Below are 23,857 nucleotides of genomic sequence, written 5' to 3' on the forward strand. Positions count from 1 at the left end.
CAGCAAGTAAGGAATTTCAAACAGTTCACTTAATGTACATTATCAGGAGTCACAGCATTTCAGGGCAATGTAGGTTTATATACTTAGGAAGATTTTTAACCTTGAGTTAAAAGTGCTAGTATGCATTTTTTTATAATTGGTATGAGAACGTTGTATGAATTTTGAAGAGAACCTTAAAAGCATCTTCCCTGGTAACAATTAAATGGCACAGCGAATGCGAGCATTTGAGTTAGCTAGGATCACCCTATAATTGTCTCCAAGCTCTTGATGATTCGATTTGGCCATTCCAAAAGATAGTAGAAAATAATGATTCAGTGCTTGTATATGAATTACCAGCACATCTACAAATCATTCAGAATCAATATCCCACCCGTCATGCCATGGTTATGCCATTTGCGCATGGTACTGATGATTGAAAAGATGTTTTGATTATTGGTTTGAGTCTGCTGCGGTTGTGGGATGGTTATGAGGTTGCCCAAAAATTCAACAAAACTCAAAATATGATGCCATGAAGCTAATTGCTTTAACGGGTTGGTATGAAGAGAAAGACTGCATCCGCTCCAACGCCAGTGGCTTTAATGAGCATTTAGCTAAGCCCATAGATATAATACTTTATATGAAGTGTTTAATAATCTACCGCTCATAATGCTACCTTGTATTGAGTGTGATGAGCTTATCGGCTTAAAATATTCAAATAGTTTAAAATTTCGCGCCATTATTGATAAGAAGTGAATATACAAATGCAATTAGATGAAATATCAAATAAAACCAATGAAAAGCCCATGCTTTCTGATGAGGAACTACATACTCAAGCGAATCAGTATATAAGTGAATTTAATCAACTTATCTCTCAATGTCTTCCTCCCATAATCGCCCAGATTATTGAACGGGAAATTTGGACAAAAAGAACGAAGACCTATGAGAATTTTGGCGACTACGCCCTTGATAAATCATCAGACGGTTTGGGTATCACTAATAATGAAACGTTATGGCTATTACGCTCTACCATGAATATAAATAAACAACATGTAGCACATTGGGGGGATGTTTTGAGCAGGGTAGAGAGCTCGGTCAGAACCTACGCAAAGGAAAATAAAATTGCTATCAAAGACTTGAATAGTAATCTTAGAGAGCAAGATATCGCAAATCCGGATCTGGAGAAGGAAAATACGATTACATATTTACCTTCTCATTCGCGATCGACCGATGGACAGCTTTTGAAATTAATGAGGAAAGATCCTGACGCTTATGAAAATGTGGTGCAAGGAAAAATAAATATAAACGAAGCGTATGTCAAAGCTCCTCGAAAGCAACAGCAACCCATTGAAACAATTAAAAATAAATTTTTTAATTTGTCACAATCAGATCGCGAAGCTTTTTTAGCCTGGCTTGAACAGGAAAAAGATAATTTGCAAAGTTAAGCAACACACATAGCCTTGATTTTGCTTAGTGCAGCAAGGCTATGTTAACTAAATGTCAAGAGTTCGACGTATATCTTCCTACTAGTTGAGAGATAAAAATAGCTAAATAGGCTTGACCACAAAAAGCCTCCATCCAAGACAAACACTGCATAATTGGGCCTGTAGCCACTACATCGCCAAATCCCACCGTTGTTAAAGTAATGAACGAGTAATAAATGGCTCGAGTGTACGCATAGGGTTCTAAACCAGAGATTGATTGAGGATATATTTGATAAATAAGTAAGTATAAATAGGCAAAAGTTAATCCAATAAACAGATAAGCTGAGAGGGAGCCAAAGAGGGTAGTAATACTAATAGTTTTATCTTGTAAAGTTAGTTTAATACAAGTAACCGTCATTAATAGGAAAAAAAGTAATCCGAAAAGTAATTTTAAAAAATGATTGGGAAAATTAATTAGCCATAGGTTCACGGCAATCAGACCTATTTCTAATATACCTAAAATAAATAAGCCATAAATAAGCTTTTGTTTCCGTTCCGCAATTGCTATTAAGCTGGCACTAATTAAAGAAATTAAAAACAAATCAGCGACTGTTTGTATGCCTGTTTGTGCTTCGATCGCTTTGAGCAAACAAAAAAGTAAAATAACAAAAAATAAAAAAAGAAAACGCCATTTTTTTATAAGAGCCATTGTTAATCCTTTTGTCGTTCTTTTTTAGGATTAATCCGATATAAAATGCAATAAAACGCTGGAACTAAGAACATAGTAAGAATGGTTCCAACCGTTAATCCAAACATAATAGTCACCGCAAGAGAAACCCAAAAAACATCTTGTAATAAAGGAATAACGCCTAAGATAGTCGTTATTGCGGCATTAACTACGGGCGATAAACGGCTTAATCCGGCTGACACTACCGCATCGTAAGGCCTTATGCCGTTGGCGAGATTTAAATTCACTTGATCCAAGAGCACTACGGAATTTTTTATCATCATTCCCGATAAACTCATCGCCCCTAGTAAGGCAATAAAACCAAAAGGCACCCCTGTAAGAAGCAAGCCGAAGGTGATCCCAATCATTGCGAAAGGAATAACTGCAATAATAATAATCGGCGGGCGATAGGCATTAAATAACATGACGATAATTAGCAGCATAATGACTATTGCAGGGAAAAGACCTGGTTTTAAGGCATCGGCAGATTCTTTACTGCTTTTATATTCCCCATCCCATGTCAAGGTGTAACCAGGAGGTAGTTTAATTTTTTCAAATTGGGGTAAGATACTCTCACGAAGCGTATTTGCGGTAACTTCATAAGGTGTACATTGGACAGTAATCGCTCGTTTACGATCCCATCGCCATAATATAGGATCGGTCCAGACAAGTTTTATGCCATCGACTACTTGCGAAACAGGGGTTGTTTTAGTGCTTAATTGCGAATTGATTTGCAATAAAGGCAAATCAACAGCGGCTGTATCACGTTCATTTAATGGTTGGCGTAAGATAATAGGGATTAAACTATCTTGTTCGCGATAAAGGCCAACAGTGATGCCATCACTTGCTCGTTCTAAGGTTTGCGCTAAATCCAGCCGTGAAACACCTGCCCAGCGTGCACGCTCTTGTTGATATTCGGGAACAATTTGTAAGACAGGCTCACGCCAATCGGTGCGAACATCAATCGCATGAGGGCTTGCTCTTAAAATCGCTACTGCTTGAGCAGCAAGGTGACGCAAAACTTTTGGATCAGCATTGGCGGGCCCACTAAATCGAGCAGCGATTTTCCAGTTATTAAATGCACCCACGGCATATTTTCGTACTCGTACCATGGATTGAGGGTAATTTTTATTATTCCATTGTGGTAATGTAACTACTATGCGATCAACATCTTTTAAGCTTTTCATATTTACAATTAGCTGAGCATAGGAAGAATAAGAAAATTCTGATTCTACAGGTAAATAAAAACGAGGCGGCCCTTGACCAATAAAGGTGCTCACACTGGCAACCCCGGGATCGCGTAAAAGCTTTTTCTCTAATTGTTCAAGATCCTTCGACACTACTTGAATGCGAGTTCCTTCGGGCGCCCAATAATCAATCATTACTTGCAACCGGGATGAATCAGGGAAATACATAATAGGAACAAAGCGAAAACCAATAATGGATAATACCAAAAGCCCGCACATGCACAGGCTGAAAAATATTCGATAACGGATCACAGTTTCTAATATGAACTTATATCCTGTATAAAACTTGCTGGTATATGCCTCGTATTTACTTATTTTTTCTTTGGGATCAGGCATAAATAAAATACATAAGAGAGGTGTGGCTGTTTGAGAAAGAACCCAGCTTAAAATAAGGGATACGGCAATGACAGTGAATAAGCTTCCAGCATACTCTCCGGTATCATAAGTAGATGCAAAAATGGGGTAAAAAGCCATTGATGCAACCACTGTTGCCCCTAATAATGGCCACGCAGAAATTTGTGCTGCTTCTTCTGCGGCAGCTTCCCGAGTCAATCCTTGTTGTAAGCGGCTGATAAATCCATCTACAACGACAATGGCATTGTCTACCATCATCCCCATGGCAATAATTAATGCTCCTAGTGATACCCGTTGTAAATCAATATGCAATAATTGCATGATAATAAAAGTACCTAAAATCGCTAATATTAAGCCAGAAACTCCGATGATCATTCCAGCTCTTACCCCCATGGTAAAAGCCAATACCAGCAAAACGATGATTACTGCTTCAAGCAAATTAATAAGGAATGCGTCTATTGATTCAGCAACAATATCTGATTGCCATGAAATTTTATGAATCTCAATTCCATGTGGAAGTTTTGCCTGTAACTGGTCAATACGCTTATCTACATCTTGACCTACTTTGACGGCATTAACCCCTGCGAGTGGGGCTAAGGCAATTCCAATTGCGGGTAAGCCTGAATATCGCATTAATTGTTCAGGCGGATCGATATACCCTTCTTTAACTTCAGCAAAATCACGAATTCGGATAATTTCATCATTGTTTTGTGGTTTACTTACTTTTAATTGTGGGCTAATGGCTAAATCGCCAATAGCATCCGCCGTACTAAACTCACCTGTTGGGGCAATTCTCATGCGTTGTAACTGGTAATTTACGTGTCCTGCATTCACCACCTGGTTTTGTAATTTGAGCGTTTTTTCTATATCTGCAAGTGTGACTTCCAATTGGGAAAACTGAGTATTGGAAACATCCAAATAAATTCTTTTTTGCTGCACCCCCCATAAATCAACTCGGGCAACCCCAGGAATGATATTCAGTTCTTTTTGAATTTCCTTAGTGTAGTTTTCCAGCTCGGCATAACTAAACCCATCAGAGGTTACTGCCAAGAGAAAACCAAATACATAGCCAAAATCGTCTCCTACCATCGGTATATCTGTTCCTGGAGGTAGGCTGTTTTGTATGTCTTGTACTTTTTTGCGCAAGTTATCCCATACTTGTGGTAGTCGATCAGACCAATATTCGTTTTTTATATTGACTTTAATAATTGATAGTCCAGGTCTAGAAATGGAGGAAATATCTTTTACCTCTGACATTTCTTGGATCTTTTTCTCAATGCGATCAGTGACCTCTAATTCGACTTGTTCTGCGCTAGCGCCAGGATAATGAGTAGTAATTGTTGCTGTTTTAACAGTAAATTCAGGATCTTCTAAACGTCCAAGGTTAAAGAAGCAAATGGAGCCGGCTATAACTAGTAACAGTAAAATAAAGGAGGTTACCGTTCTATTTTTAATTGCCAGGTTCGCTAAGGCCATTTTAAAGTTCCTGCTCATTTAAAATGGTGACTTTCTCGCCTTCTTTTAGACTATGAATACCTGCTGTTACTACCCATTCTTTTTCATGCAATCCTTCAAGGACTGAGATACCTGTGGGTGTAAGCTCTCCAATAGCGACCTCACGCCGATGAAGCCGCTGTGTTTCTGGGTCGATTACCCAGACAAAAGTTTTTTTGTCTGAATCGGTTGTTAGCACTGCAGCAGCAGGAATCGTTAATTTATTATGAACCTTTGCCTGTTCAACCCGCCCAGTAGCTTTACCTGCCATTCCCGGTAATATCTCAACATCCGTTGGTTGCTGCATAATCAAAGTTACGGGATAGGTTCGGGTCTCGGGAGATGCTTCATTGCTTATTTCTTTTATTTGCGCAGTAATCGAATGATTGGGAAATGGGTCGAAATGCACAATAATATTTTTTGCAAATGAAATGTAACTGATTAATCCCTCCGGAACTTGTATCACCATTTCAATTTGTGAAGTATCATAAGCGAGCAATATTTTGTTTACTTGATACGGTCTGGAAATTTTCCACATACAAGTTAGAAATTTTTCCATTGAATGGGGCTAGTAGCACGCTATCTTTTAATGTCTTTTCTGCTAAGTCTTTATTCGCTTGTGATACGGCAAGCTTTGCTTTGAGCAGATCATAATCTGCTTTGGAAATATGCCCTTTACCAACGAGTGCTTTAGCTCGTGAATAATTTTGTTGATCGCGAATAAGCTCCGCTTGAGCGGATTGTATTTTGGCCTCAAATTCACGTTGGTCCAGTTTCGCAATTAATGCCCCTTTTTTAATTTGCTCTCCGATTTTAACAGGCAACTCAATTAAAGAACCATCCACATTAAATGACAAATTTACTTGTTGGAATGCCCGGGCTCGTCCTGGAAACGCGCGGCCATTAAATCCATTGGAATTACCTACTTGAATTGCTTTTACGGGTCTGATTTGGACAGAAGGGCGCTTATCATTTTGACTGCAGGAAATCCCAAAAGCGGCAATCAAGAATAAAATAAAGTAATGAATTCGCGATGAAACCGGCTTTCTCATAAACATCATCCTTGATTGTTGAGCGTTTATTAGTATGACCTGACCATTTTCAGTATAGTATAACAATCACTTAAGTAACTTGATTGTGAATATTATTTTTTTAACCCGTACCCAGTTTTAAAAATCCAACCAATAATCGCCAAACAAATTACGGTAAAAGTTAAAATCATGGTGATGCTGATGGTAATGCTCACATCGCTGTGCTCGTAAAAGCTCCAGCGAAATCCGCTGACCAAATAGACGACTGGGTTAGCCAGAGAAATATGGTACCAGAAGGGAGGAAGCATATGGATGGAATAAAAACTACCGCCGAGAAAGGTAAGAGGAGTAATGATGAGCAGGGGTATTAATTGTAATTTCTCGAAGCCATCAGCCCATATGCCAATGATAAAGCCAAGTAGGCTAAAGGTCACGCTGGTCATAATTAAAAAGAAAGTCATCCATAGCGGATGAGCAATGCGTAGTGGTACAAAAAACCAGGCGGTTGCAAGCACAATCACGCCAATGATTACCGATTTTGTTGCGGCAGCCCCAACGTAACCTAACATGACCTCGATAAAGGAAAGGGGGGCGGAGAGAATTTCATAGATGGTGCCAGTAAAACGGGGAAAATAAATACCAAAAGATGCGTTAGATACACTTTGCCCTAAAATGGTTAGCATAATAAGGCCTGGAACAATAAAAGCACCATAGGGTATGTCATTAATCGCTTGCATGTGGGAACCAATTGCAGACCCGAATACAATAAAATAAAGAACGGTTGAGATCACCGGAGAAGCAATACTTTGCCCTAATGTGCGGAACATACGCGCCATTTCAAAGGCATAAATTGCACCAATACCACGTAAATTCATTTGTCCCCCAATAATTCAATGAAGATTTCTTCTAAGCTGCTTTGATGGCTATAAATGTCTTTGGGTCTAATGCCATTTGCTTTTAGATTATCCAAGATTTCGGAAATATCATTATCGGCCTCGGCATCGAAAGTCAAAATCAATTTGCCCCCATTATCATCTTGCTTGAGCGTTAGGGGATAATCTTTCAAGTCTGATGGAATACTTGCTATTGGCTCGCGTAAGACAAAGATCATCTGGCGCTTCCCCATTTTATGCATTAAGGTGTCTTTGTCTTCGGTAAGAATTAAATTACCCTTATTAATAATTCCCACGCGATCGGCCATTACTTGCGCCTCTTCGATATAGTGCGTGGTGAGAATAATCGTAATCCCGGTTTCGCGTAAAGTTCGTACTTGTGCCCACATGGATTTACGTAGTTCCACATCAACACCGGCCGTAGGTTCGTCAAGAAAGAGAATTTGCGGTTCATGAGATAATGCTTTAGCTACCATGACGCGACGTTTCATTCCACCTGATAAATGTTGAATTTGGGAGTTTCTTTTATCCCAAAGAGAGAGGCGCTTTAATAAGTCTTCAATATAAGAAGGATTTTTTGCCTTACCGAATAAACCTCTGCTGAAACTAACGGTATCCCATACTGTTTCAAAGGCATCAGTCGTAAGTTCTTGAGGGACTAAGCCAACCGCGCCTCGCGCCTCTCGGTATTGGCGAATATTGTTATAGCCCAATATAGCAACGGTACCACCCGTGGGCTGTACAATACCGCAAATTGCATTAATGAGTGTTGTTTTTCCTGCGCCATTTGGCCCCAGCAAGGCAAAAATTTCCCCCTGGCGAATGTTAAGGTGGATATTATCTAATGCTTTAAAACCATTTTCATAAATTTTTTGAAGCGAGTCGATTGAAATAGCAATATCACTTTGCATGAATGGTTTTGCTCCCAGCATATAAGGCATATTTATGCGAGCAATTATACGCTACCTTCAAATTTAGTTGCTAGCCCCCTCAGGACGATGTTTTTTAAACTTTTAAGAGGCCTGTCATCCCTTGGGTGCTTGGGATGATGCCTCTCAAAGCCTAAATCCTGTTACATGGTTTTTGAGCTAGCAACGCTTTATGCTCTAATGACTGGGTTTCTAGAGCAATGCGTCGCCTATCTCCAATACATCATCATCATTGGGAGTTGGTCAACACTGATGAAGGGATATAATCAGAATCATCATGCTTATCTAACCCCGAACCAAAAAATTTCATTCCTCTACTTTGCTTCGGAGGTTCTTCAGATGTTCGCAACGTATTTTTTGGAAGTGCATCAGAAGTAGAGCTTGGGCTCAACCTTTCCATCAGGGGCTTCTCTTTGGGTAAGGGGTCGGGAGCTGATTTTTTACTTTGGAAGAGGGTTGGCCAAGTAAACGCAACCGATACGAATACTAAAACGATTGGAGACAATATTGCCATAGTAACAGTTAATGCAAATTTTTCTCCTATTGCCTCACCCAGCGTTTCACCCACGTGAATTCCGCTTCGAATTCCCCCGGCAACTGAATAAGCAAGAGAATCACCTATCAAAGCAAATAGCTTGAGCATATTGATGGCTCCATGCTTTATTTTTTGCGCTTTTGTGGGATTTTCTTCCAGTGGTTGATATATTGATGCAAACTTTTCTCTCAGATCGACATAAGTTTTCGGGTTAAAGACTTTATATACCTGGGAAAAAGTATTAACCACCATAGTCGTTGAAGTGCATATCGCAGCAAGCGCATGGGCTAAAAAGGTACTGGAATTCACCCCTAAAGCATCGAAAAGCCGATTAACCCCGGATACGGTAGTAAACCAGGTTAATGTTGCATAAACGGCTAAAAAGACTGTACTTACGGCTCCTAATAAGACACAGCGCAAAAGACCATAGGGTTTTTTATAATCTTCAATAAAAAGATTTTTAAACTTTGCATAATTTTCACGGATACCTACCGCTTGAAATGAATAAAAAGAAACTGCTGCAACCAAAGATAAGCCCACTGTAGCGGCCATAACCAGCGGGGTTGAGGCGAGTGCACCTGCTCCCAAGAAATTGAGCAGACCAACCAGACCTGCATATCCGGAAATACCTGCGGAAATACAAGCCAACAAGGTTACAATACCAAAAAATAATTTTTGACCTTTATCGAATATCGTTTTTTCTTTTATATTTTCGTCAAGGGTTGTAAAGGTTTTTTGTTTTTTAGGGTGAAAGCCCGCACTATCAAGCATGGCTTGCCCACGGCTCAATAAACAAACTGTTCCGTTACATATGGAAAGCACTACCGCTAAGCCAAGGCTAAGGGCGAAAGGAGCCCCTAAAGTACTCAGCAATCCCAGACAAAATACCATACAAAGCGCCATGGACGTAACAACTTTGCCAATAACTAAAGGCACTCCTTTTATCAGCCTATTTCTATTTTGAGAGGGAGTTCGGGCAAACTCTTGGCCTTTACTGGAGTAGTCGGCAACTTGTAAGACCTCTTGTTTCGATAATCTTTTTCCACCTGCAAGAATTTCTCCCCACTTAAAGGTAAGGAAACTCCAAAAATGATGAGAAAATGGACGTATTAGAAGGTCAGTTACGCGCAGATCGCCATTTAAAATGGCTTGTTGCACTTTTTGCGATTCCTCTTCAGTAAATTGATATTGGTTAAAAGAAGAAATAATCCAATCTTTTTGAGTACGAAATTTTCTTCGTAATACCATTATGACTTCAGGTCGTTTAGCATCTATTTGTTCTTGTTCTAATAAACTTATAATTTCTTTCATTCCTATAAATCCCTTTTTAATGCAAATCGCGTAGTTTATTTATAATTTGGCAAGAATTCCATTTAAATTTTTAATTAATTACCACTAGGTATAATCCGGCAATTATTTTCATTAGAAAGATTTGACATAAGTTGCGAGTTACATTCTAATCTTATTTTTTATCATGATATGGACAATCATGTCATTTTTGAAATTTTTAAAACCTGCGCCTTATCTTGATGAAATTCAAAATAAGGACGCTGTTAAACAGCAATATCGTTATTGGCGTATTCGTACCTTTTATGCGATGTATATAGGCTATGCTTTGTTTTATTTTACGCGAAAAAGTTTTACTTTCGCGATGCCGGCATTACAAAGCACCTTGGGGATGTCCAAAACTGAACTGGGAATGATTGCAAGCATTTTGAGCTTAAGTTATGGCATCAGCAAATTTTTGAGTGGAATTCTTGGCGATAAGTCAAATCCTCGTTATTTAATGGCGATTGGGCTAATTTTGACAGGTGTTTGTAATATTTTATTTGGATTGTCTTCCACCTGGTGGTTATTCGCTATTTTTTGGGGATTAAATGGATGGTTTCAAGGATGGGGATGGCCTGGTTGCACTAAATTATTAACACATTGGTATTCTCAATCCGAACGTGGTCGTTGGTGGAGCATTTGGAATACGTCACATAACGTTGGTGGTGCATTAATTCCATTTATTGTTGCTGTATGTGCGCAATATTATGGCTGGCGCTTTGGCATGTTTGTGCCTGGGGTTATCTGCATTTTAGGAGGTATCTTTTTAATCAATCGTTTAAGAGATACTCCGCAGTCGCTTGGTTTACCGGCGATAGAGCAATACAGAGAAGATGGTCCTGCTTTATCAAATCAGCCCCAAGAAAAAACCGAACTTTCTGTTAAAGAAATTCTTTGGACTTACGTGTTAAGTAACCAATATATTTGGATACTGGCCATTTCTTATGTGTTTATTTATATTGTGCGAACTGCCCTTAATGATTGGAGCATGCTCTACTTAACTGAAGCGAAGGATTATTCTTTAATCACCGCAGGCAGTTGCATTATATGGTTTGAAGTAGGTGGTTTTTTTGGAAATCTGGCTGCCGGCTGGCTTTCAGACAAAGTATTCCAAGGTAAACGTAACCCCATCAATGTACTCTTTACTGCAGGTGTATTTGTCACCTTATTGTTGTTTGCATTGACTAAAGGATATACACCATTCCTCGACTCGTTATTCCTTTTCTTCTTTGGTTTTTTTATTTTTGGACCGCAAATGATGATTGGTATGGCGTGTGCTGAGCTCTCTCATAAAAAAGCAGCGGCGACTGCAACAGGTTTTGCCGGATTTTTTGCTTATTGTGTAGGGGCGGTGTTGGCTGGTGCTCCATTAGGGGCAATTATCAAAAATTATGGTTGGGATAATTTCTTCCTCACCTTATTTATTTGCTGCTTAATTCCCTTATTGCTCATGCTGCCACTCTGGCATGTGAAGTCTCATCCGAAGCATCGTGATCATGAGGCCGAATTTGCAGGCAAATCCGAGTTTGCTTAGCCCTAAGACGTTATCCTGAGGGGGCACCCTGAATGTGGCACGAATTAATACGTGCCTCATTCAGCAGGTCTTTGGCTTGTCTTCAAGATGGTGCATCTTCATATTGCAGGCTACCTATTCCGATGGACTGTTTCAAATGGCGGCTCTTGGACCTAATATAAAGCTATTTTTTCCCTGATTTTATTATGGTTTTCCTCTTTTGGATTCATTAATTAGTTTTCTTTGCTATGATAAATTTTTGTAAATCATACATAGAGTTTAAAGATGAATAAATTAATCCCTAAGTTTCCGACAGAAATAATTAATGACATCATATGCCCTAAGGATTTTTTTCCAAACAACGCCCAACTTCCTTTGTTGATTTACAAGCGTGTATTTCATTTTACTAATCCCGATGCTCAAACCATTCAAAAACTTTTAAAAGAAAACAATTGGGTTAACTCAGGGGTAGATCAAATTTATAATTATGATCATTATCATAGTACTACTCATGAGGCCTTGGTTATTATGGAGGGAACTTGTAAAGTACAAATCGGTGGCAATGAAGGGACTTTATATACTCTTGATAAAGGAGATGTAATTGTTATTCCTGCAGGTGTATCCCATAAGAGCATTACTTCCTCGGATGATTTTAAATGCGTAGGTTCTTATCCTGAGGGCCATAAACCGGATATGAACTACGGTAAGGCAGAAGAGCATCCAACCGTTGACATACATATTAAAAAAGTTCCACGGCCTGATTCTGATCCGATTTTTGGCCTTCAGGGGCCCTTATTAGACTATTGGAAATAACAGGGATGACAATGCCGTTATGGAGACGATTTTATATTTTGATGCAAAAATAAATAGATTTTTTTCATGCTCTGCTCCCAAGTTGGTAAATCCTTATAGAAATTAAGAGAGGCTAAGCCCATTTCAGTAAGTAGCAGGCGATTATTTATAAACTTGTAAATACAGTTTTTAAGAGCCTCGCTATCTCCAGGAGCAATTAAGAATCCATTCATTTCATGCTTTACTATCTCGCAGGCCCCCCCTGCACTAGAGGCAATGATTGGTAAGCCTGCTCCCATAGCTTCCGCATAAACAATACCATAACTTTCATAATAAGAGGGAACTGCAAGGAGGTCGTGTTCTTTTAATATATCTTTTAAAGAGCTCGGCTGAAGGTATCCATGAAATGTAACATTACTTTTAATTTTTAAATTATGAATTAGTTGCTGTATTTCTTGGGTGTATTTTAGGTCACAATCCATCCCGCCAATCACTGAAAGGCGCCATTGAGTTTTTTCTAGTGATGCAACTGCTTTTAAGAGTACATGTAAGCCTTTGTTATAAAATAAATTACCCATAAAAATAATCTGCAAGGGCTTATTTTCGTATGAACTGGAAAAGGATTTAACTTGGTCTATGCGAACACGGTCTTTCCCGGGATACGCCACTAAATGGTTATCTTTTTTCCCAATAAGCGCCTCAATGGATTTTTGGGTAGCTAAACTATTAAAAATATAACCGTCTACTGAGTTAAGATACCAATATTCTATTTTTTTAGTGATAAAGCGAATGAAATAATTTTTTTCTATCTGAGCCTGTAACAGATGGATAATGCTTATAATGGGAAATCCTCTTTTTTTGAGCCGCTTATTTAGAATAAATAATGAGGCAAAATTCAATTCGTCCTCTAAAAGAAGATCTGGCGCAAAGGCTAAAATATCCTGAACCATTTTTTGAGAGAAATTGTTTTTAAACACCTCCCAAGAAGTTCTCTTTTCTTGTGAAAAAACGCGAACTATAACTCCTTGAGTACGTAAATAATTGACCAATATATGATCGTATATGTAGCCACCGGTTATCGTATTTAAAGAGCCATAAATAATCAGCCCAATTTTCATGGAACTTCTCGATAAGTGGCTTGAGCAATATTATCTTCCCATAACCTAATGGTTAGCAGGCTGTTTTCGGGGCATGGTAAATGCTCCTTAAATTTTTTCCAAAGAACTTTAGAAAAAAACTCGAGGCTAGGATTCTGATTGAGAAACTCCGGAATCTCATTCAGGATTTTATCTTGGAAAAGATGAATTATGTGATCGATATGTGATTGAACGTCGACAATATCAATAAGAAAATTATAACTATCCAAAAGCGCATTTTCTATTTCTAATTCAAAAGTATAATGGTGAGAATGCACTTTATTTTCCGGTCCAAAATCTTTGCCAAAGAGAAAATGCTGTGCGATAAATTTTTTTTGAAAAATTAAACTATGCATGGCTACTCCCTTAATAGGTTAAAGAAACCAATAAAGCTTCTTCTGGGTGAGTATTTAATAATTGATAAGCTTTATGGGCTTGAGTTATATGAAATTGATGGCTCACAAAACGAGAGGGCTGTATTTTATTTAACATCTTTAAAACCACGCTTAATCGTCTTTTTTTATCCCATCTTCCTTGAAGTTCTGAGGCAATTGTACTGACTTGACTGGCTGTAAGTTTAATTCTATTGCGATGAAATCTTCCCCCTAAATCAATAGGGCAAGATTTTTTGCCATACCAGGAGCCAATCACAATACGTCCTTCATAACCAATCAGTTCTATAGCAGAATTAAGTGCTGCTGGGTTACCGGTCAGTTCATAAACCAGATCTAAATGAGGGTGAATTAAACTACCGAGAAAATCGGTTAATTGCTCATGAAAATCGGGTTGGTTGGGGTCAAAAGTAGTATGTACACCCAGCGTCCTACCTAAATTTCTCCTTTTCTCATATCCATCTACGCCAATAATGAGCGAGAGAGGAAATTGTTCTAGTAATGCAGTAGTCAACAGACCCACAATTCCCAGACCTAAGATAAGAACATTTTCGCCAATCAAGGGCGAGCTATCTAAAATGAAATTTAAAGCTGTTTCTAAATTAGGTAAAAATAAAGCATCATGTGGAGTAATATTAGGAGGTAATAATAAAATATCCTTTTTTTTCACACAAAAATAACTTTCGTGTGGATTAAATACAAATACCCATTGATTTAATAGGTCCTTTAACCGTTCACTTCCCGTTTCAACAATTCTGCCTACAGAGCAATATCCATATTTGAACGGATAAGTAAGCTTTTTTCGCAGCGAAGCAATATTAGAATCAAGTTCCATATTGTCAGGCATTAAGCCGCGATAAAGCATTAACTCAGTCCCTGCACTAATACCTGAAAATACATTTTGAATTAGAAGCTCATCGCTTTTAGGAGTAGGGATGGGCTCCTCCATCACGGTAACTTCATTCGGGCTATTAAAATAAAGAACATAATTTTTCAATTTAGATTCCTTTCTATATCTGCCATGATAATAATGTCTTTGCCTAACTTATATTGTAAGATATTCTTTAATTGCGGAAATACGTCTCTTTCCTTTGTTTCCTGGGACAAAACAGAAACGCCGCCTACAAAAATAGGGGCCATGGTGATAATGACTTTATCTACATGTCCTTCGTTAATAAAATGAGTAATAATATTTCGCCCACCTTCCACCATTAAGCTTTTAATGCCCATAAGAGATAGCTTTTCTAAGGCTTGCTTTATATTCACCTGATCCTGTGCTGTTTTTTCTACTTCAATGATTTGGATACCCATTTCTAGAAGTATTTTTTGTTTTTCAGGATCGGCTTGGTTGGTAGTAAAAATAATTGGCGGTTGGGTATTTTTTAAGACTTGTGAAGACAAGGGAATGCGAAGTTTACTGTCTAAAATAACAATTTGCGGATTGTCCCCTGGATAATAACGTACGGTTAATAAGGGGTTATCCGCAATAATGGTGCCGATTCCTACTAAAATGGCATCATTTTCTGCCCGTAATTTATGAGTCATAATAAGAGATTCTTTAGAACTCAACATCAGTCTTTTTTTGCTATGACCTGAAATAGAACCGTCAAGACTTTGAGCATAGGCTAGTGTAACTACAGGTTTTTTCGGTTTTAAAAAAGAAGAACATTTTTCATAAAGTTCTTTTAACTCGTGTTCTTCAAAGACATGATTCATTTTTTGTTGCTTGGTTAGTAGATAAAAAGCATTGTGAGAATGAATCACGCCTTTCAGCGGAATTCTTGAAGTAATATTTACGTTATATTGCGCTAATGCTTCCATCTTTGATGGGTTATTGGTAAGCAGGCGGATTGATTTTATTTTTAATTCTTGCAGGATATGAGCCGCTACCTCATAAGTTCGCGCATCTTCTGTATGCCCTAAAGCCAAATTAGCGTCAACAGTATCTTTTCCTTGATCTTGTAAATTATAAGACTTAAGTTTTTCAATTAATCCAATTCCTCGTCCCTCTTGCCTTAGATAAATAATGAGCCCTTTACCTTCTATGGCAATTTGACTCATACTCATTTGCAATTGCTCACCACAATCACAACGAAGTGAACCTAAAGTATCCCCGGTCATGCACTCGGAATGAATGCGTACCAGAACATCCTCACTCTGCTCTACTGCCCCAAAAGCAATGAGCATATGCTCTTTTTCATCGTGATTGGTAGTAAACAATGAAAGTGTAAATGAACCGTATTTTGAGGGTATCGATGCAGATACTTCCTTTTTAATAATCAGCTGCTCATCCATAATAATACACTCCTTAGCAATACTTAATCTGAAGAGCTAATGCCTTCAAGATAAACTGTATCCTCTTAGAGGTACGCCGTATAACTTAGTTTAGTCTATGACAAAAGTTTATGCAGAATTAAAATTTCGGGGAAACTACGAACAAGGCTAAGGAAATCCTGAATAAAAAAGGGCAGTTTGGTGTGCCTGGCATAATCATGATTTTTCGGCAATGTAGCGATTCCTCAAGAGAAATACAGTGCGGATAGGCTTAATGGATGTAGGATAAAAGTTTCTACCTATTACTGTCCCTTGTAGATGACAGTCGCATTTGCCAAAACAATAGCTCCCTTTGTCAGTTGGGCGAGTTCTTTTCGATTAGGTCCCATTAAATGAAACACTATTTCATTATGCGCTAAAAGATAATCGGCTACAATTCGGCGATGACAGCGCCACCACACTGATTCTGCACACATGATTACCGTGCGCTGTTTATGACCTAGGCAAATGAGCTCGTTCAAACCTTGCTTGAATTCCTCTGAAAGGGCGTAGTCTGCGTAGTTATGGAAGCTCGTATTTTTCCATAAACTATTAATTTCGGGCGCTATTGTTTTACTCTTACTCCTAAGTCCCCCAAGTTGACTGAGATGAAGATAATCTAGACGTACAGCCTCTAACTCACGAAGAAGATTTTCTTGCTCATATTGGGGATTACTTCGGGACCTAGGAATGGTTCGAATATCAACAACCAATTCAATGTGTTCATTTTTTAAAAGGGCAACAAAATCCTCAAGCAAACGAGTTGAATGCCCGATTGTGTAAAACGGATTAGCCACGACTAGATTCATCTACAAAGACTAAGCGCTGAACCTTTGTGGGCTGCAATATGATCAGTTTTATCACTCTTTATTTCATATTGAGGCTCTTCCTCAGTCGCATGATGAGTATGTCCTTTATAATCAAAATCTGAGGTATGAACAGCAATAATAGTCCCGCTAACACGTCCAGCCTCTGAATTCCAGGTTACATGATCTCCTTTTTTAAACTTCATAAGTTTCTCCTTATCTCATCTCATGTTCGCAACTTATAATCGAAATATAAGAAAGTTTAGTATAGGTTGGGCAATGGAATTTTTCAGTAGGCCTGGTCGTTTTGAGCTAACAAACCCCTATGCAATTATTTAACAAATGATGGGGAAAAATGTAACTCTAAGCTTAGTTAAAGAAAAGCCATTGCTGCATCATTAAGAAATAATCTCCTCTGAGCGTTTAACAAAGGACAGTTTACATTTAAGACAAAAAACCTTATTATTTGCCTATTTTTTAAACACGAGGCTTCCTGGTGAATAAAACAATTTCAGTGTATTTTAGTGGTACAGGATTTCGGATCAATGAAAGCCATTTTTTAGCTAGCTCTCTACATGCAAGGACAGAGGAAAGCGAATCTCAAATTAAGATGGGATTTAATGGCTGTGGCGTCGATTATGGATTTAATGGCATCATTTTTGGTTCTGGCCTCGATGAGCAATGCGATAAGGTTATTGAGCGCGTTATACAAGAGATAAATGCTGGCCACCAAGTAACCCTAAACGTTTATGGTCATAGCCGCGGGGCCATCGCAGCACTATTGCTTGCCAAACAACTGAGTAGTATTGATAAAGAAAAACTTGCTATTAATTTAGCTTTACTCGATCCAGTCCCTGGTAATTTTATTACTACTTCTAGCCTTGATCCATTTGAGATAAGTTTAGCAAATAAAACAATGGACTTAAGCGATTGTAAACCGTTAAGAAAAGTATTGGCCTTATATCCACATATTCCGCTTCCTGCTATTGCATGCCACGCTCCGTTATTAGTTTCTTATCCTCCTGAGACGGAAGTTGAAGAGGAAGTAGTGAACGGTTGTCATGCGCAGGCTGAGCAAATATTTCATTCTTCTTCAAAACTCGTAAGGCTTCGTGTAGAAGAGTTTTTAGCAAAAAATGGTACACAACTTAAAACAGATAGAGATTACACTGATACTGAGGCCATGAAGCTAGCCTATCTTAGTCTTTATCAAAAAGAGTTAGCTTATGTAAAGCAAACCCTATCCAGAGAGGCCCATACATCTCGAGGAATGGTAATTACTGCAACTCCTGGAGCCAAATATTTAAATAGCCGTCATAAAGCTTTGGTCGGTGATACTTCCCAAGAACCCGTTTCTTTAAGCATTCAACCGGAAAAAGGGCTTTTTGCGTGGTTTAAAAGATTATTTAAAATTTATCCTTTAGTAGGTCAAGCCTTTAAGTGGACATTGATTGCTTTTTCAGGGGCAAACTTATTGTATTTTACAGGTAGCTTAGCAGCGATTTCGTTATTAACAGCGATTGTGGACACGTTGGGGGCATTAAGTCTCGTAGCATTTTCTCCTGTAGTTGGCGCTGCCCTAGCTACACTATGGTATGCTGCTACGAAACCTATTGTATCATGGTGTGCCGGCAAATTCTTTTATCCTTATTATGCAGACCGTACGATAGAAGCACCAAGAGAGGAGGCTCCAGATTCTACAAGAAGCTTAATAGACGACTTAGGTGTTAATCGTTCTTCAGCAACTAATTCACCCACTGCTGACTCGGTTCCTTATCAAGGGAAATCACCTTTGCATTCTGCGAAAAAAGAAGTTACAGAAGAGGTTCAGCATAGGAATGAACAAGAAGATCTTTTGTCCTTCAACTAAAACTATAGCAAATAGAATGGGTCATATGACCCATTCTATTAAATCAAATATCAAACGAGTAATAGCGATGTTTTGAAAGTCCACATGTTGTTCCGGCGATTCTATGTGGTGCACTAAAAGATTACTATAAGATAAATTATGGCAATTTGGTTATTGGTTAGTTTATCAAGTAAATGATAACAAATTAATTGTAACAGTGATTGTTGTTGGAAAAAGAAATAATAGTGACGTTATGAGGAAGCTAAAAATAGAAAAGAGTGATGCAGTATAAGACATGTTAGTTTTTAAGAAACTATAACCATCTCCAATTAATTACAGCTTAATCTATTTTTCGTGGTAGTACCATTTTTAAACACCTGGTTTATGGCTTATAAAAATGAATTAAAACCAATAGGAAAAATGGGCTTTTGAATGTAAACTTATTTTTAAAAATTAATTTACTACCCATTTGATAATGGTTAGTAAATTAAATCTCCTGATTTTTTTAGCCCTAAAACAAGAGTAAAACGAGTTTGCGATGTCATACACTGAGGGATGTGAACTAGTCAAAGTATGCGTTAGCGATGAAAGGGCTACACTTCGCTTGACAAAAACTCTAAACATTATTAGCATTTAATTCATGAGTGGTCTTACTGACACCCGCATGCTCGCATAAGCCAATCCCAGTAAGTTATATCTTCATTAAGTTACTTTTTTTCTTATTCAAATTGTCAGAATTAGCGAGCAAATTCTTGGCGATATTTGTTTAAGGAAAATAACGATGAATTCAATCAAATCATTTTTGAACCCATTAAAAGAAATCTCTTTTTCACTTAGAGATAATTCTGATCTGAAATCAAATAATATATACAACTCATTATCGCAGATATTTAATGTCGATGAGAACTGGAGGGAAATTACCTCTCACCGTGAACTGTTAGAAAGAATATCTACCCAGCTGAATCATCATTCAAAAGGCAAAACCTCATGGGAGGGTTATAAAAAACATCTTCAAAATATATTTGATAATATAGATATTGCCTTTGAAAATTATGATTTACTCTCTTCTGAGTTGTTAGCAGTTGAAGATCCTGTTAGTTTAAGATGGTATTCATATTTAATGAGAGCTGATTATCACTTCAAAAACAGGATCGACTTATTAAGCCACTACTTAAAAATACGGCAAATAGAATTTAATCGTTATGAATTAAAAAATTTAAATATGTTTGGAGTTTCATTTACAACGCCCTGGACATTACCAGATTTTAATTCAATGGATACGATTGAGGTTGCTTTCAGGGAAAAAATGAAAAAAAGTTTTTTTAAATCAAAACTAGGATGGTTATATCTCTATAACAGTCGGTTATTGTATTGTAATTTTGCCTTGGATAATTTGAGAAATGCTATATTCCATGAAGTTGATTGTAGATATAGTTCCTTTTCATCAGAAGATAAAAAAGGTGATCTTATGGGAGCTGACTTCTCTTTTTGTGATGCACGTTTTACAGATTTTTCTTATTGTTATGCACGTGAAACAAAGTTTTATAGTACTAATCTTGATTATGCGAAATTTGATAGTGCTAATTTAATAGGGCCTTTATTCCTCAACTCAAGCCTAAAAAATGCATCTTTTACTAATTTGGCTGGGAACATGCTTTGCAACGCCTCTTTTAAGAATTCAAATTTGCAGGGAGCTGATTTTACTAATACAGAGCTGATAAATGTGGATTTTCGTGGAGCTGACCTCCGAAATGTGAAAGGAATTAAATCATTTTCTCGTAATTTAGTTCATATCGATGAACAAACACGATTTTAATTCTCTCGAAATAAAGATAGGCTATATGATTTACAAACATCATTCAATTGATAAATTTACCGTTTTAGGCATAGTAGCTTAAGTTTGAGCTACTATGCATTATTTAGCCTTTCCTCTGGGCTTACGCGAAAGAATTGTTCACGTAAATAAGTATTTTATTCATCTTAATTACCTGGAAAAATACCATAATTTTTGAAGTCACTGTTTCGGATAAGTATTCTTTTCATTGAGAACCTGATTTAAACAGAAGGGGTTACCTCTAATAACTCGATAATTCCTTTAAATCATATTTGCTATAATAAAAATTCCAGAATAATTTTTGAGCAGATTTGCAATTAAAACGAATATCAAACTGTGACTCCCAAACTTCTGTTAGATATCCCAGCCCCAAACCTCAAAGTTTATTTAATCTAAAATGAAATGTTAGTTAAGCATAATGAGCCAAAGAATAAAATTATGTATTTTGCTTGGAAAATGATTGAAGTGAAATAATTTTGTTTAATCATAAGCATTGGGCACAATTATTTTTATTAAACGTAGGCCCCGAAGAAATCCTGAAGCAGGTTTCAATGGGTAGAAGATATTAAATTGTTTTAATTGGTTGACCCACGAGGACTTGAATCTAGGACCAAGGGATATGTAATCCGATGAAATTACATTACAACCAATTGATATATATGTGTTAAATATGTATATGTGGCTTTTGTGGGACACTTTAGGGGCACTTGAAATTAAATTTATTAAAATATTGATCTAAAATAATACAAACAAACTTATTATTAGGGATGATAAAATGCTTGAACGTTTAAAGTTATAAGGGTTTTACTTTCTGTGCCTCATTATTGTATGGTTCTTCTTATCCATTACGTATCAGTATATTGTTCACGCTTATTCTCGAAATAAGCAGCAAGCCCAAGAAATAATAATACAGCTTGAGGAGCAACTAGCTTATTTGGTAAAGCAGACAAACAAGCCTACAGATCAATTAAAACCTGAATTATTTAAAGAATATGACCAGAAATACAATACAAATTTACAAGTTGAACTTGAACATGCAATGATGTCCGCTTCGCCACACTTTGCACAACAGGATATTGGGTTAACACTTCAATCCATAAAAGCGAAGAAAAGGCAGCAAATAAAAAATATAAGGGAAAGATCATTTTTTAGCTATATTCCTGAGAGGCCCATATTGTTTTTAGGATTTTTGGGAATAGTTGCTACTAAAATAATTAATTCTATTATAGAGTTATGTAAAGATTGGCTATGTAAACTTTATAAGGAAAAGCAGAAGAAAAACCAAGATGGTGAATAGGGCACTCTCTCGTTTTTCTCGTTTTCAACATACTATTATGGAATGAGTTTTGCCTGCTTAATAATTTGGTCTGCTAATAGGTTTGCCATCTGGGCTTGATTGTATCGGAAAGTATCATTGAACCTGTAATCTGCTTTAACTCTTAAATTAAAACATTGCTTCATGAGAACACCAATGTATATTATGGCCTTATCTTCTTGGCTTCTATGATTTGGTGGAGTTTGGTTTTCATGATTACTTAAAAGTGTATGTAGGTCAGTATGTCCTATATTTTTATTTTGTGATGGAGGTTTATATCCGGTGGCTTTGGGCGCGATTCTACAGCCTTCTTGGTAGCATGCATAATAAGAACGATTTGAGCATGTCCTAAATTCTGCTTCTTCATGGGCATTGTTCAATAGGCTTTTAGAAAGAAGTAAGAGATCGTTGGGTTGGATAGGCATTTTTTTCTTCCTTAAATTCAAACATAAAAGTTACTTTCTGGCTGCCTTTGTATTTAGACAAACTCCTTGATTCAAAATATTCAGCAAATTCACAATTCAATTTGAAAACCGTTTCTACATCACGGTTAATTAAGAAAGCATAGCTGTACCAGGAATGATTTTCATAATCCATTATTTCTAAGCATATATCTGCTGGTGTTATGTCAATGTTATGTTTACGTAATATCTCGTTTGCAACCTCATTGACAGCATTTATGAACTTTTGTATTTCACTGTTCATGTTAGGAGATGATGCACCATAGTTTATGCCAGTGTCTGAGTTCATTGTTGAGCCGCATATGTCAGATATTAGGTAAAGTATAGTTGTTATTTATTGATATGTGTGGTGACTTGATATTTTCAACTGCCCCATCAGTGCCCCATGGGGCCTCGTTTTTGAGAGGGGTCTTTCGTAACTACTTGATTCTATTGGTGGGCCCACTAGGACTTGAACCTAGGACCAACGGATTATGAGCCCTGATCTTTTAAAATAACTTGTTGATTTTAAATTAATAATTTGCAACGGGATACCACTACAAATGTCGTACAGAGTATAATAGTGTCGTACTCAAACACGCAAATCTCACGCAAGGTTATTTTAGTAGTTCTATGGGAATTTTACAGGAAAAGTCATGCGATTTTTATAAAATGACTATTTGTGACGCCATGGGAAAAAGTGGTTTTGTCGCAAAGAGTTAGCTTCTGATGTACGCTTCGGAAAAAACATCTGAAATAGCCTGTAACGGCATACTCGCTAGTCAGTTGAGTGCTGTGCAATTTGTCTTCAATTGCTACAAGTGCAATCTTTGATTTTTTGATACAGTACAGTAGTTTCGTTTTTTAGACACCCTATTCTCCTCTTAATCCTTAGAAGAATAGCTCTTTTTAATCTCTTTTTTTTCGTTCCATAATCCGCCCCTACATTAGTTCAGTATTTTTCATATGCTATAATTGATGAGTATCAAGGAGGAGTTTATAGGGACTTTATATGCCGTTTGATCCGTTGATTTTAGAAAAAAAATCCAAAAGCGATCGATATAAGCATCAAATTGATAGAATAAGTAAAACAATTAGTCATGTTGCTAATATTACAGAAGCAATAGAGGATTCTATTAAAAATATAGAGTCTGGGTGTCGTTCATTTGTGATTTATGGAGAGCCACAAAGCGGAAAAACTGAAATGATGATTGCATTAACTGCAAGATTATTAGATTTTGGCAAAAAAATTATAATAATTTTGCTAAATGATAATATTCAATTGTTAAATCAAAATCTTGATAGATTTAAACGATCAAACATAGACTTTACGCCTAAGTTATATAGCGATATAATTAATCAAACGATTAACATCCAAAATAGTGAGAGAATAATATTTTCGAAAAAAAACTCTAGAGATTTACAAAAGTTGATTACTATAATAGATGATTTTCATGAAAAAATTATTATAGATGATTGATCTTGCCCTGAATTGTCGGACACCCTGCTAAGAGAGTAAAATCAAAAG

22 protein-coding genes are annotated in these 23,857 nt (G+C 37.2%); 7 read left to right on the forward strand and 15 right to left on the reverse strand.

Annotation, left to right across the window (positions count from 1 at the left end; translation table 11 throughout):
- The first annotated feature begins 740 nt into the window (after positions 1-740).
- Positions 741-1,421: a hypothetical protein gene (locus BN3124_RS03495; RefSeq protein WP_058533480.1), complete on the forward strand. Its 681-nt coding sequence runs from the start codon at positions 741-743 to the stop codon at positions 1,419-1,421.
- 55 nt (positions 1,422-1,476) lie between these two features.
- On the opposite strand, the gene BN3124_RS03500 is transcribed toward BN3124_RS03495, so the two are convergent.
- The 7 genes from BN3124_RS03500 to BN3124_RS03530 all read right to left on the reverse strand — a co-directional run bounded on the left by BN3124_RS03500 (position 1,477) and on the right by BN3124_RS03530 (position 9,921).
- Positions 1,477-2,109: a potassium channel family protein gene (locus tag BN3124_RS03500; protein WP_058533481.1), complete on the reverse strand. Its 633-nt coding sequence runs from the start codon at positions 2,107-2,109 to the stop codon at positions 1,477-1,479.
- Between the two features lie 2 nt (positions 2,110-2,111).
- Positions 2,112-5,204, reverse strand: a complete 3,093-nt coding sequence (locus tag BN3124_RS03505; protein ID WP_058533482.1) for an efflux RND transporter permease subunit — start codon at positions 5,202-5,204, stop codon at positions 2,112-2,114.
- 1 nt (position 5,205) lies between these two features.
- Positions 5,206-5,721 carry an efflux RND transporter periplasmic adaptor subunit gene (locus BN3124_RS17435; protein ID WP_058533483.1) on the reverse strand — a complete coding sequence of 172 codons (516 nt, stop codon included), beginning with the start codon at positions 5,719-5,721 and terminating at the stop codon, positions 5,206-5,208.
- Positions 5,708-6,274: an efflux RND transporter periplasmic adaptor subunit gene (locus BN3124_RS17440; protein ID WP_058533484.1), complete on the reverse strand. Its 567-nt coding sequence runs from the start codon at positions 6,272-6,274 to the stop codon at positions 5,708-5,710. Before BN3124_RS17440 ends, BN3124_RS17435 begins: the two co-directional genes overlap by 14 nt.
- A gap of 92 nt (positions 6,275-6,366) precedes the next feature.
- A complete protein-coding gene (locus tag BN3124_RS03520) occupies positions 6,367-7,128 on the reverse strand; it encodes an ABC transporter permease (RefSeq protein WP_058533485.1) in 762 nt (253 codons plus the stop codon).
- Positions 7,125-8,057 carry an ABC transporter ATP-binding protein gene (locus BN3124_RS03525; RefSeq protein ID WP_058533659.1) on the reverse strand — a complete coding sequence of 311 codons (933 nt, stop codon included), beginning with the start codon at positions 8,055-8,057 and terminating at the stop codon, positions 7,125-7,127. Before BN3124_RS03525 ends, BN3124_RS03520 begins: the two co-directional genes overlap by 4 nt.
- A 247-nt stretch (positions 8,058-8,304) precedes the next feature.
- A complete protein-coding gene (locus BN3124_RS03530) occupies positions 8,305-9,921 on the reverse strand; it encodes a hypothetical protein (RefSeq protein WP_058533486.1) in 1,617 nt (538 codons plus the stop codon).
- Between the two features lie 178 nt (positions 9,922-10,099).
- Between BN3124_RS03530 and uhpC the strand changes: the two genes are divergently transcribed.
- Together uhpC and BN3124_RS03540 are read left to right on the forward strand one after the other, a co-directional pair.
- The gene (gene uhpC, locus BN3124_RS03535; protein WP_058533487.1) at positions 10,100-11,473 is read left to right on the forward strand and encodes an MFS transporter family glucose-6-phosphate receptor UhpC; all 1,374 of its coding nucleotides are present in this window, start codon (positions 10,100-10,102) and stop codon (positions 11,471-11,473) included.
- A gap of 264 nt (positions 11,474-11,737) precedes the next feature.
- On the forward strand, positions 11,738-12,265 hold the full coding sequence (locus tag BN3124_RS03540; RefSeq protein WP_058533488.1) for a cupin domain-containing protein: 528 nt from the start codon (positions 11,738-11,740) through the stop codon (positions 12,263-12,265).
- 17 nt (positions 12,266-12,282) lie between these two features.
- On the opposite strand, the gene BN3124_RS03545 is transcribed toward BN3124_RS03540, so the two are convergent.
- The 6 genes from BN3124_RS03545 to BN3124_RS03570 all read right to left on the reverse strand — a co-directional run bounded on the left by BN3124_RS03545 (position 12,283) and on the right by BN3124_RS03570 (position 17,097).
- Positions 12,283-13,362, reverse strand: a complete 1,080-nt coding sequence (locus BN3124_RS03545) for a glycosyltransferase family 4 protein (protein ID WP_058533489.1) — start codon at positions 13,360-13,362, stop codon at positions 12,283-12,285.
- Positions 13,359-13,736 (reverse strand): 6-pyruvoyl trahydropterin synthase family protein, encoded by a 378-nt coding sequence (locus BN3124_RS03550; protein WP_058533490.1) that lies wholly within the window; start codon positions 13,734-13,736, stop codon positions 13,359-13,361. The genes BN3124_RS03545 and BN3124_RS03550 overlap by 4 nt, the downstream gene beginning before the upstream one ends.
- A 10-nt stretch (positions 13,737-13,746) precedes the next feature.
- Positions 13,747-14,769: a zinc-dependent alcohol dehydrogenase gene (locus tag BN3124_RS03555; protein ID WP_058533491.1), complete on the reverse strand. Its 1,023-nt coding sequence runs from the start codon at positions 14,767-14,769 to the stop codon at positions 13,747-13,749.
- Positions 14,766-16,067 carry a GTP cyclohydrolase II gene (ribA, locus tag BN3124_RS03560; RefSeq protein ID WP_058533492.1) on the reverse strand — a complete coding sequence of 434 codons (1,302 nt, stop codon included), beginning with the start codon at positions 16,065-16,067 and terminating at the stop codon, positions 14,766-14,768. The genes BN3124_RS03555 and ribA overlap by 4 nt, the downstream gene beginning before the upstream one ends.
- Positions 16,068-16,348: 281 nt before the next feature.
- Positions 16,349-16,882 (reverse strand): DUF488 domain-containing protein, encoded by a 534-nt coding sequence (locus BN3124_RS03565; protein WP_196398893.1) that lies wholly within the window; start codon positions 16,880-16,882, stop codon positions 16,349-16,351.
- A gap of 8 nt (positions 16,883-16,890) precedes the next feature.
- The gene (locus BN3124_RS03570) at positions 16,891-17,097 is read right to left on the reverse strand and encodes a hypervirulence associated TUDOR domain-containing protein (protein ID WP_058533494.1); all 207 of its coding nucleotides are present in this window, start codon (positions 17,095-17,097) and stop codon (positions 16,891-16,893) included.
- A 290-nt stretch (positions 17,098-17,387) separates the two neighbouring features.
- Between BN3124_RS03570 and BN3124_RS03575 the strand changes: the two genes are divergently transcribed.
- The 3 genes from BN3124_RS03575 to BN3124_RS03585 all read left to right on the forward strand — a co-directional run bounded on the left by BN3124_RS03575 (position 17,388) and on the right by BN3124_RS03585 (position 21,871).
- The gene (locus BN3124_RS03575; RefSeq protein WP_149865192.1) at positions 17,388-18,761 is read left to right on the forward strand and encodes a hypothetical protein; all 1,374 of its coding nucleotides are present in this window, start codon (positions 17,388-17,390) and stop codon (positions 18,759-18,761) included.
- 760 nt (positions 18,762-19,521) lie between these two features.
- A complete protein-coding gene (locus BN3124_RS03580) occupies positions 19,522-20,556 on the forward strand; it encodes a pentapeptide repeat-containing protein (RefSeq protein ID WP_058533496.1) in 1,035 nt (344 codons plus the stop codon).
- Positions 20,557-21,508: 952 nt separating this feature from the next.
- Entirely contained in the window at positions 21,509-21,871 is a 363-nt protein-coding gene (locus BN3124_RS03585; protein ID WP_058533497.1) for a hypothetical protein, read from the forward strand.
- A gap of 35 nt (positions 21,872-21,906) precedes the next feature.
- Here BN3124_RS03585 and BN3124_RS03590 read toward each other — a convergent pair whose 3' ends face one another.
- Positions 21,907-22,314, reverse strand: a complete 408-nt coding sequence (locus BN3124_RS03590) for a hypothetical protein (RefSeq protein WP_058533498.1) — start codon at positions 22,312-22,314, stop codon at positions 21,907-21,909.
- The gene (locus tag BN3124_RS03595) at positions 22,277-22,594 is read right to left on the reverse strand and encodes a hypothetical protein (protein ID WP_149865193.1); all 318 of its coding nucleotides are present in this window, start codon (positions 22,592-22,594) and stop codon (positions 22,277-22,279) included. Before BN3124_RS03595 ends, BN3124_RS03590 begins: the two co-directional genes overlap by 38 nt.
- 747 nt (positions 22,595-23,341) lie before the next feature.
- On the opposite strand from BN3124_RS03595, the gene BN3124_RS03600 reads away from it, so the two are divergent.
- Positions 23,342-23,809, forward strand: coding sequence for a DEAD/DEAH box helicase family protein (locus tag BN3124_RS03600; RefSeq protein ID WP_058533500.1), 468 nt, complete (start codon positions 23,342-23,344; stop codon positions 23,807-23,809).
- The last annotated feature ends 48 nt before the right edge of the window (positions 23,810-23,857 follow it).

The sequence above is a fragment of the Legionella saoudiensis genome (assembly GCF_001465875.1).
Classification (GTDB): Bacteria; Pseudomonadota; Gammaproteobacteria; order Legionellales; family Legionellaceae; genus Legionella; species Legionella saoudiensis.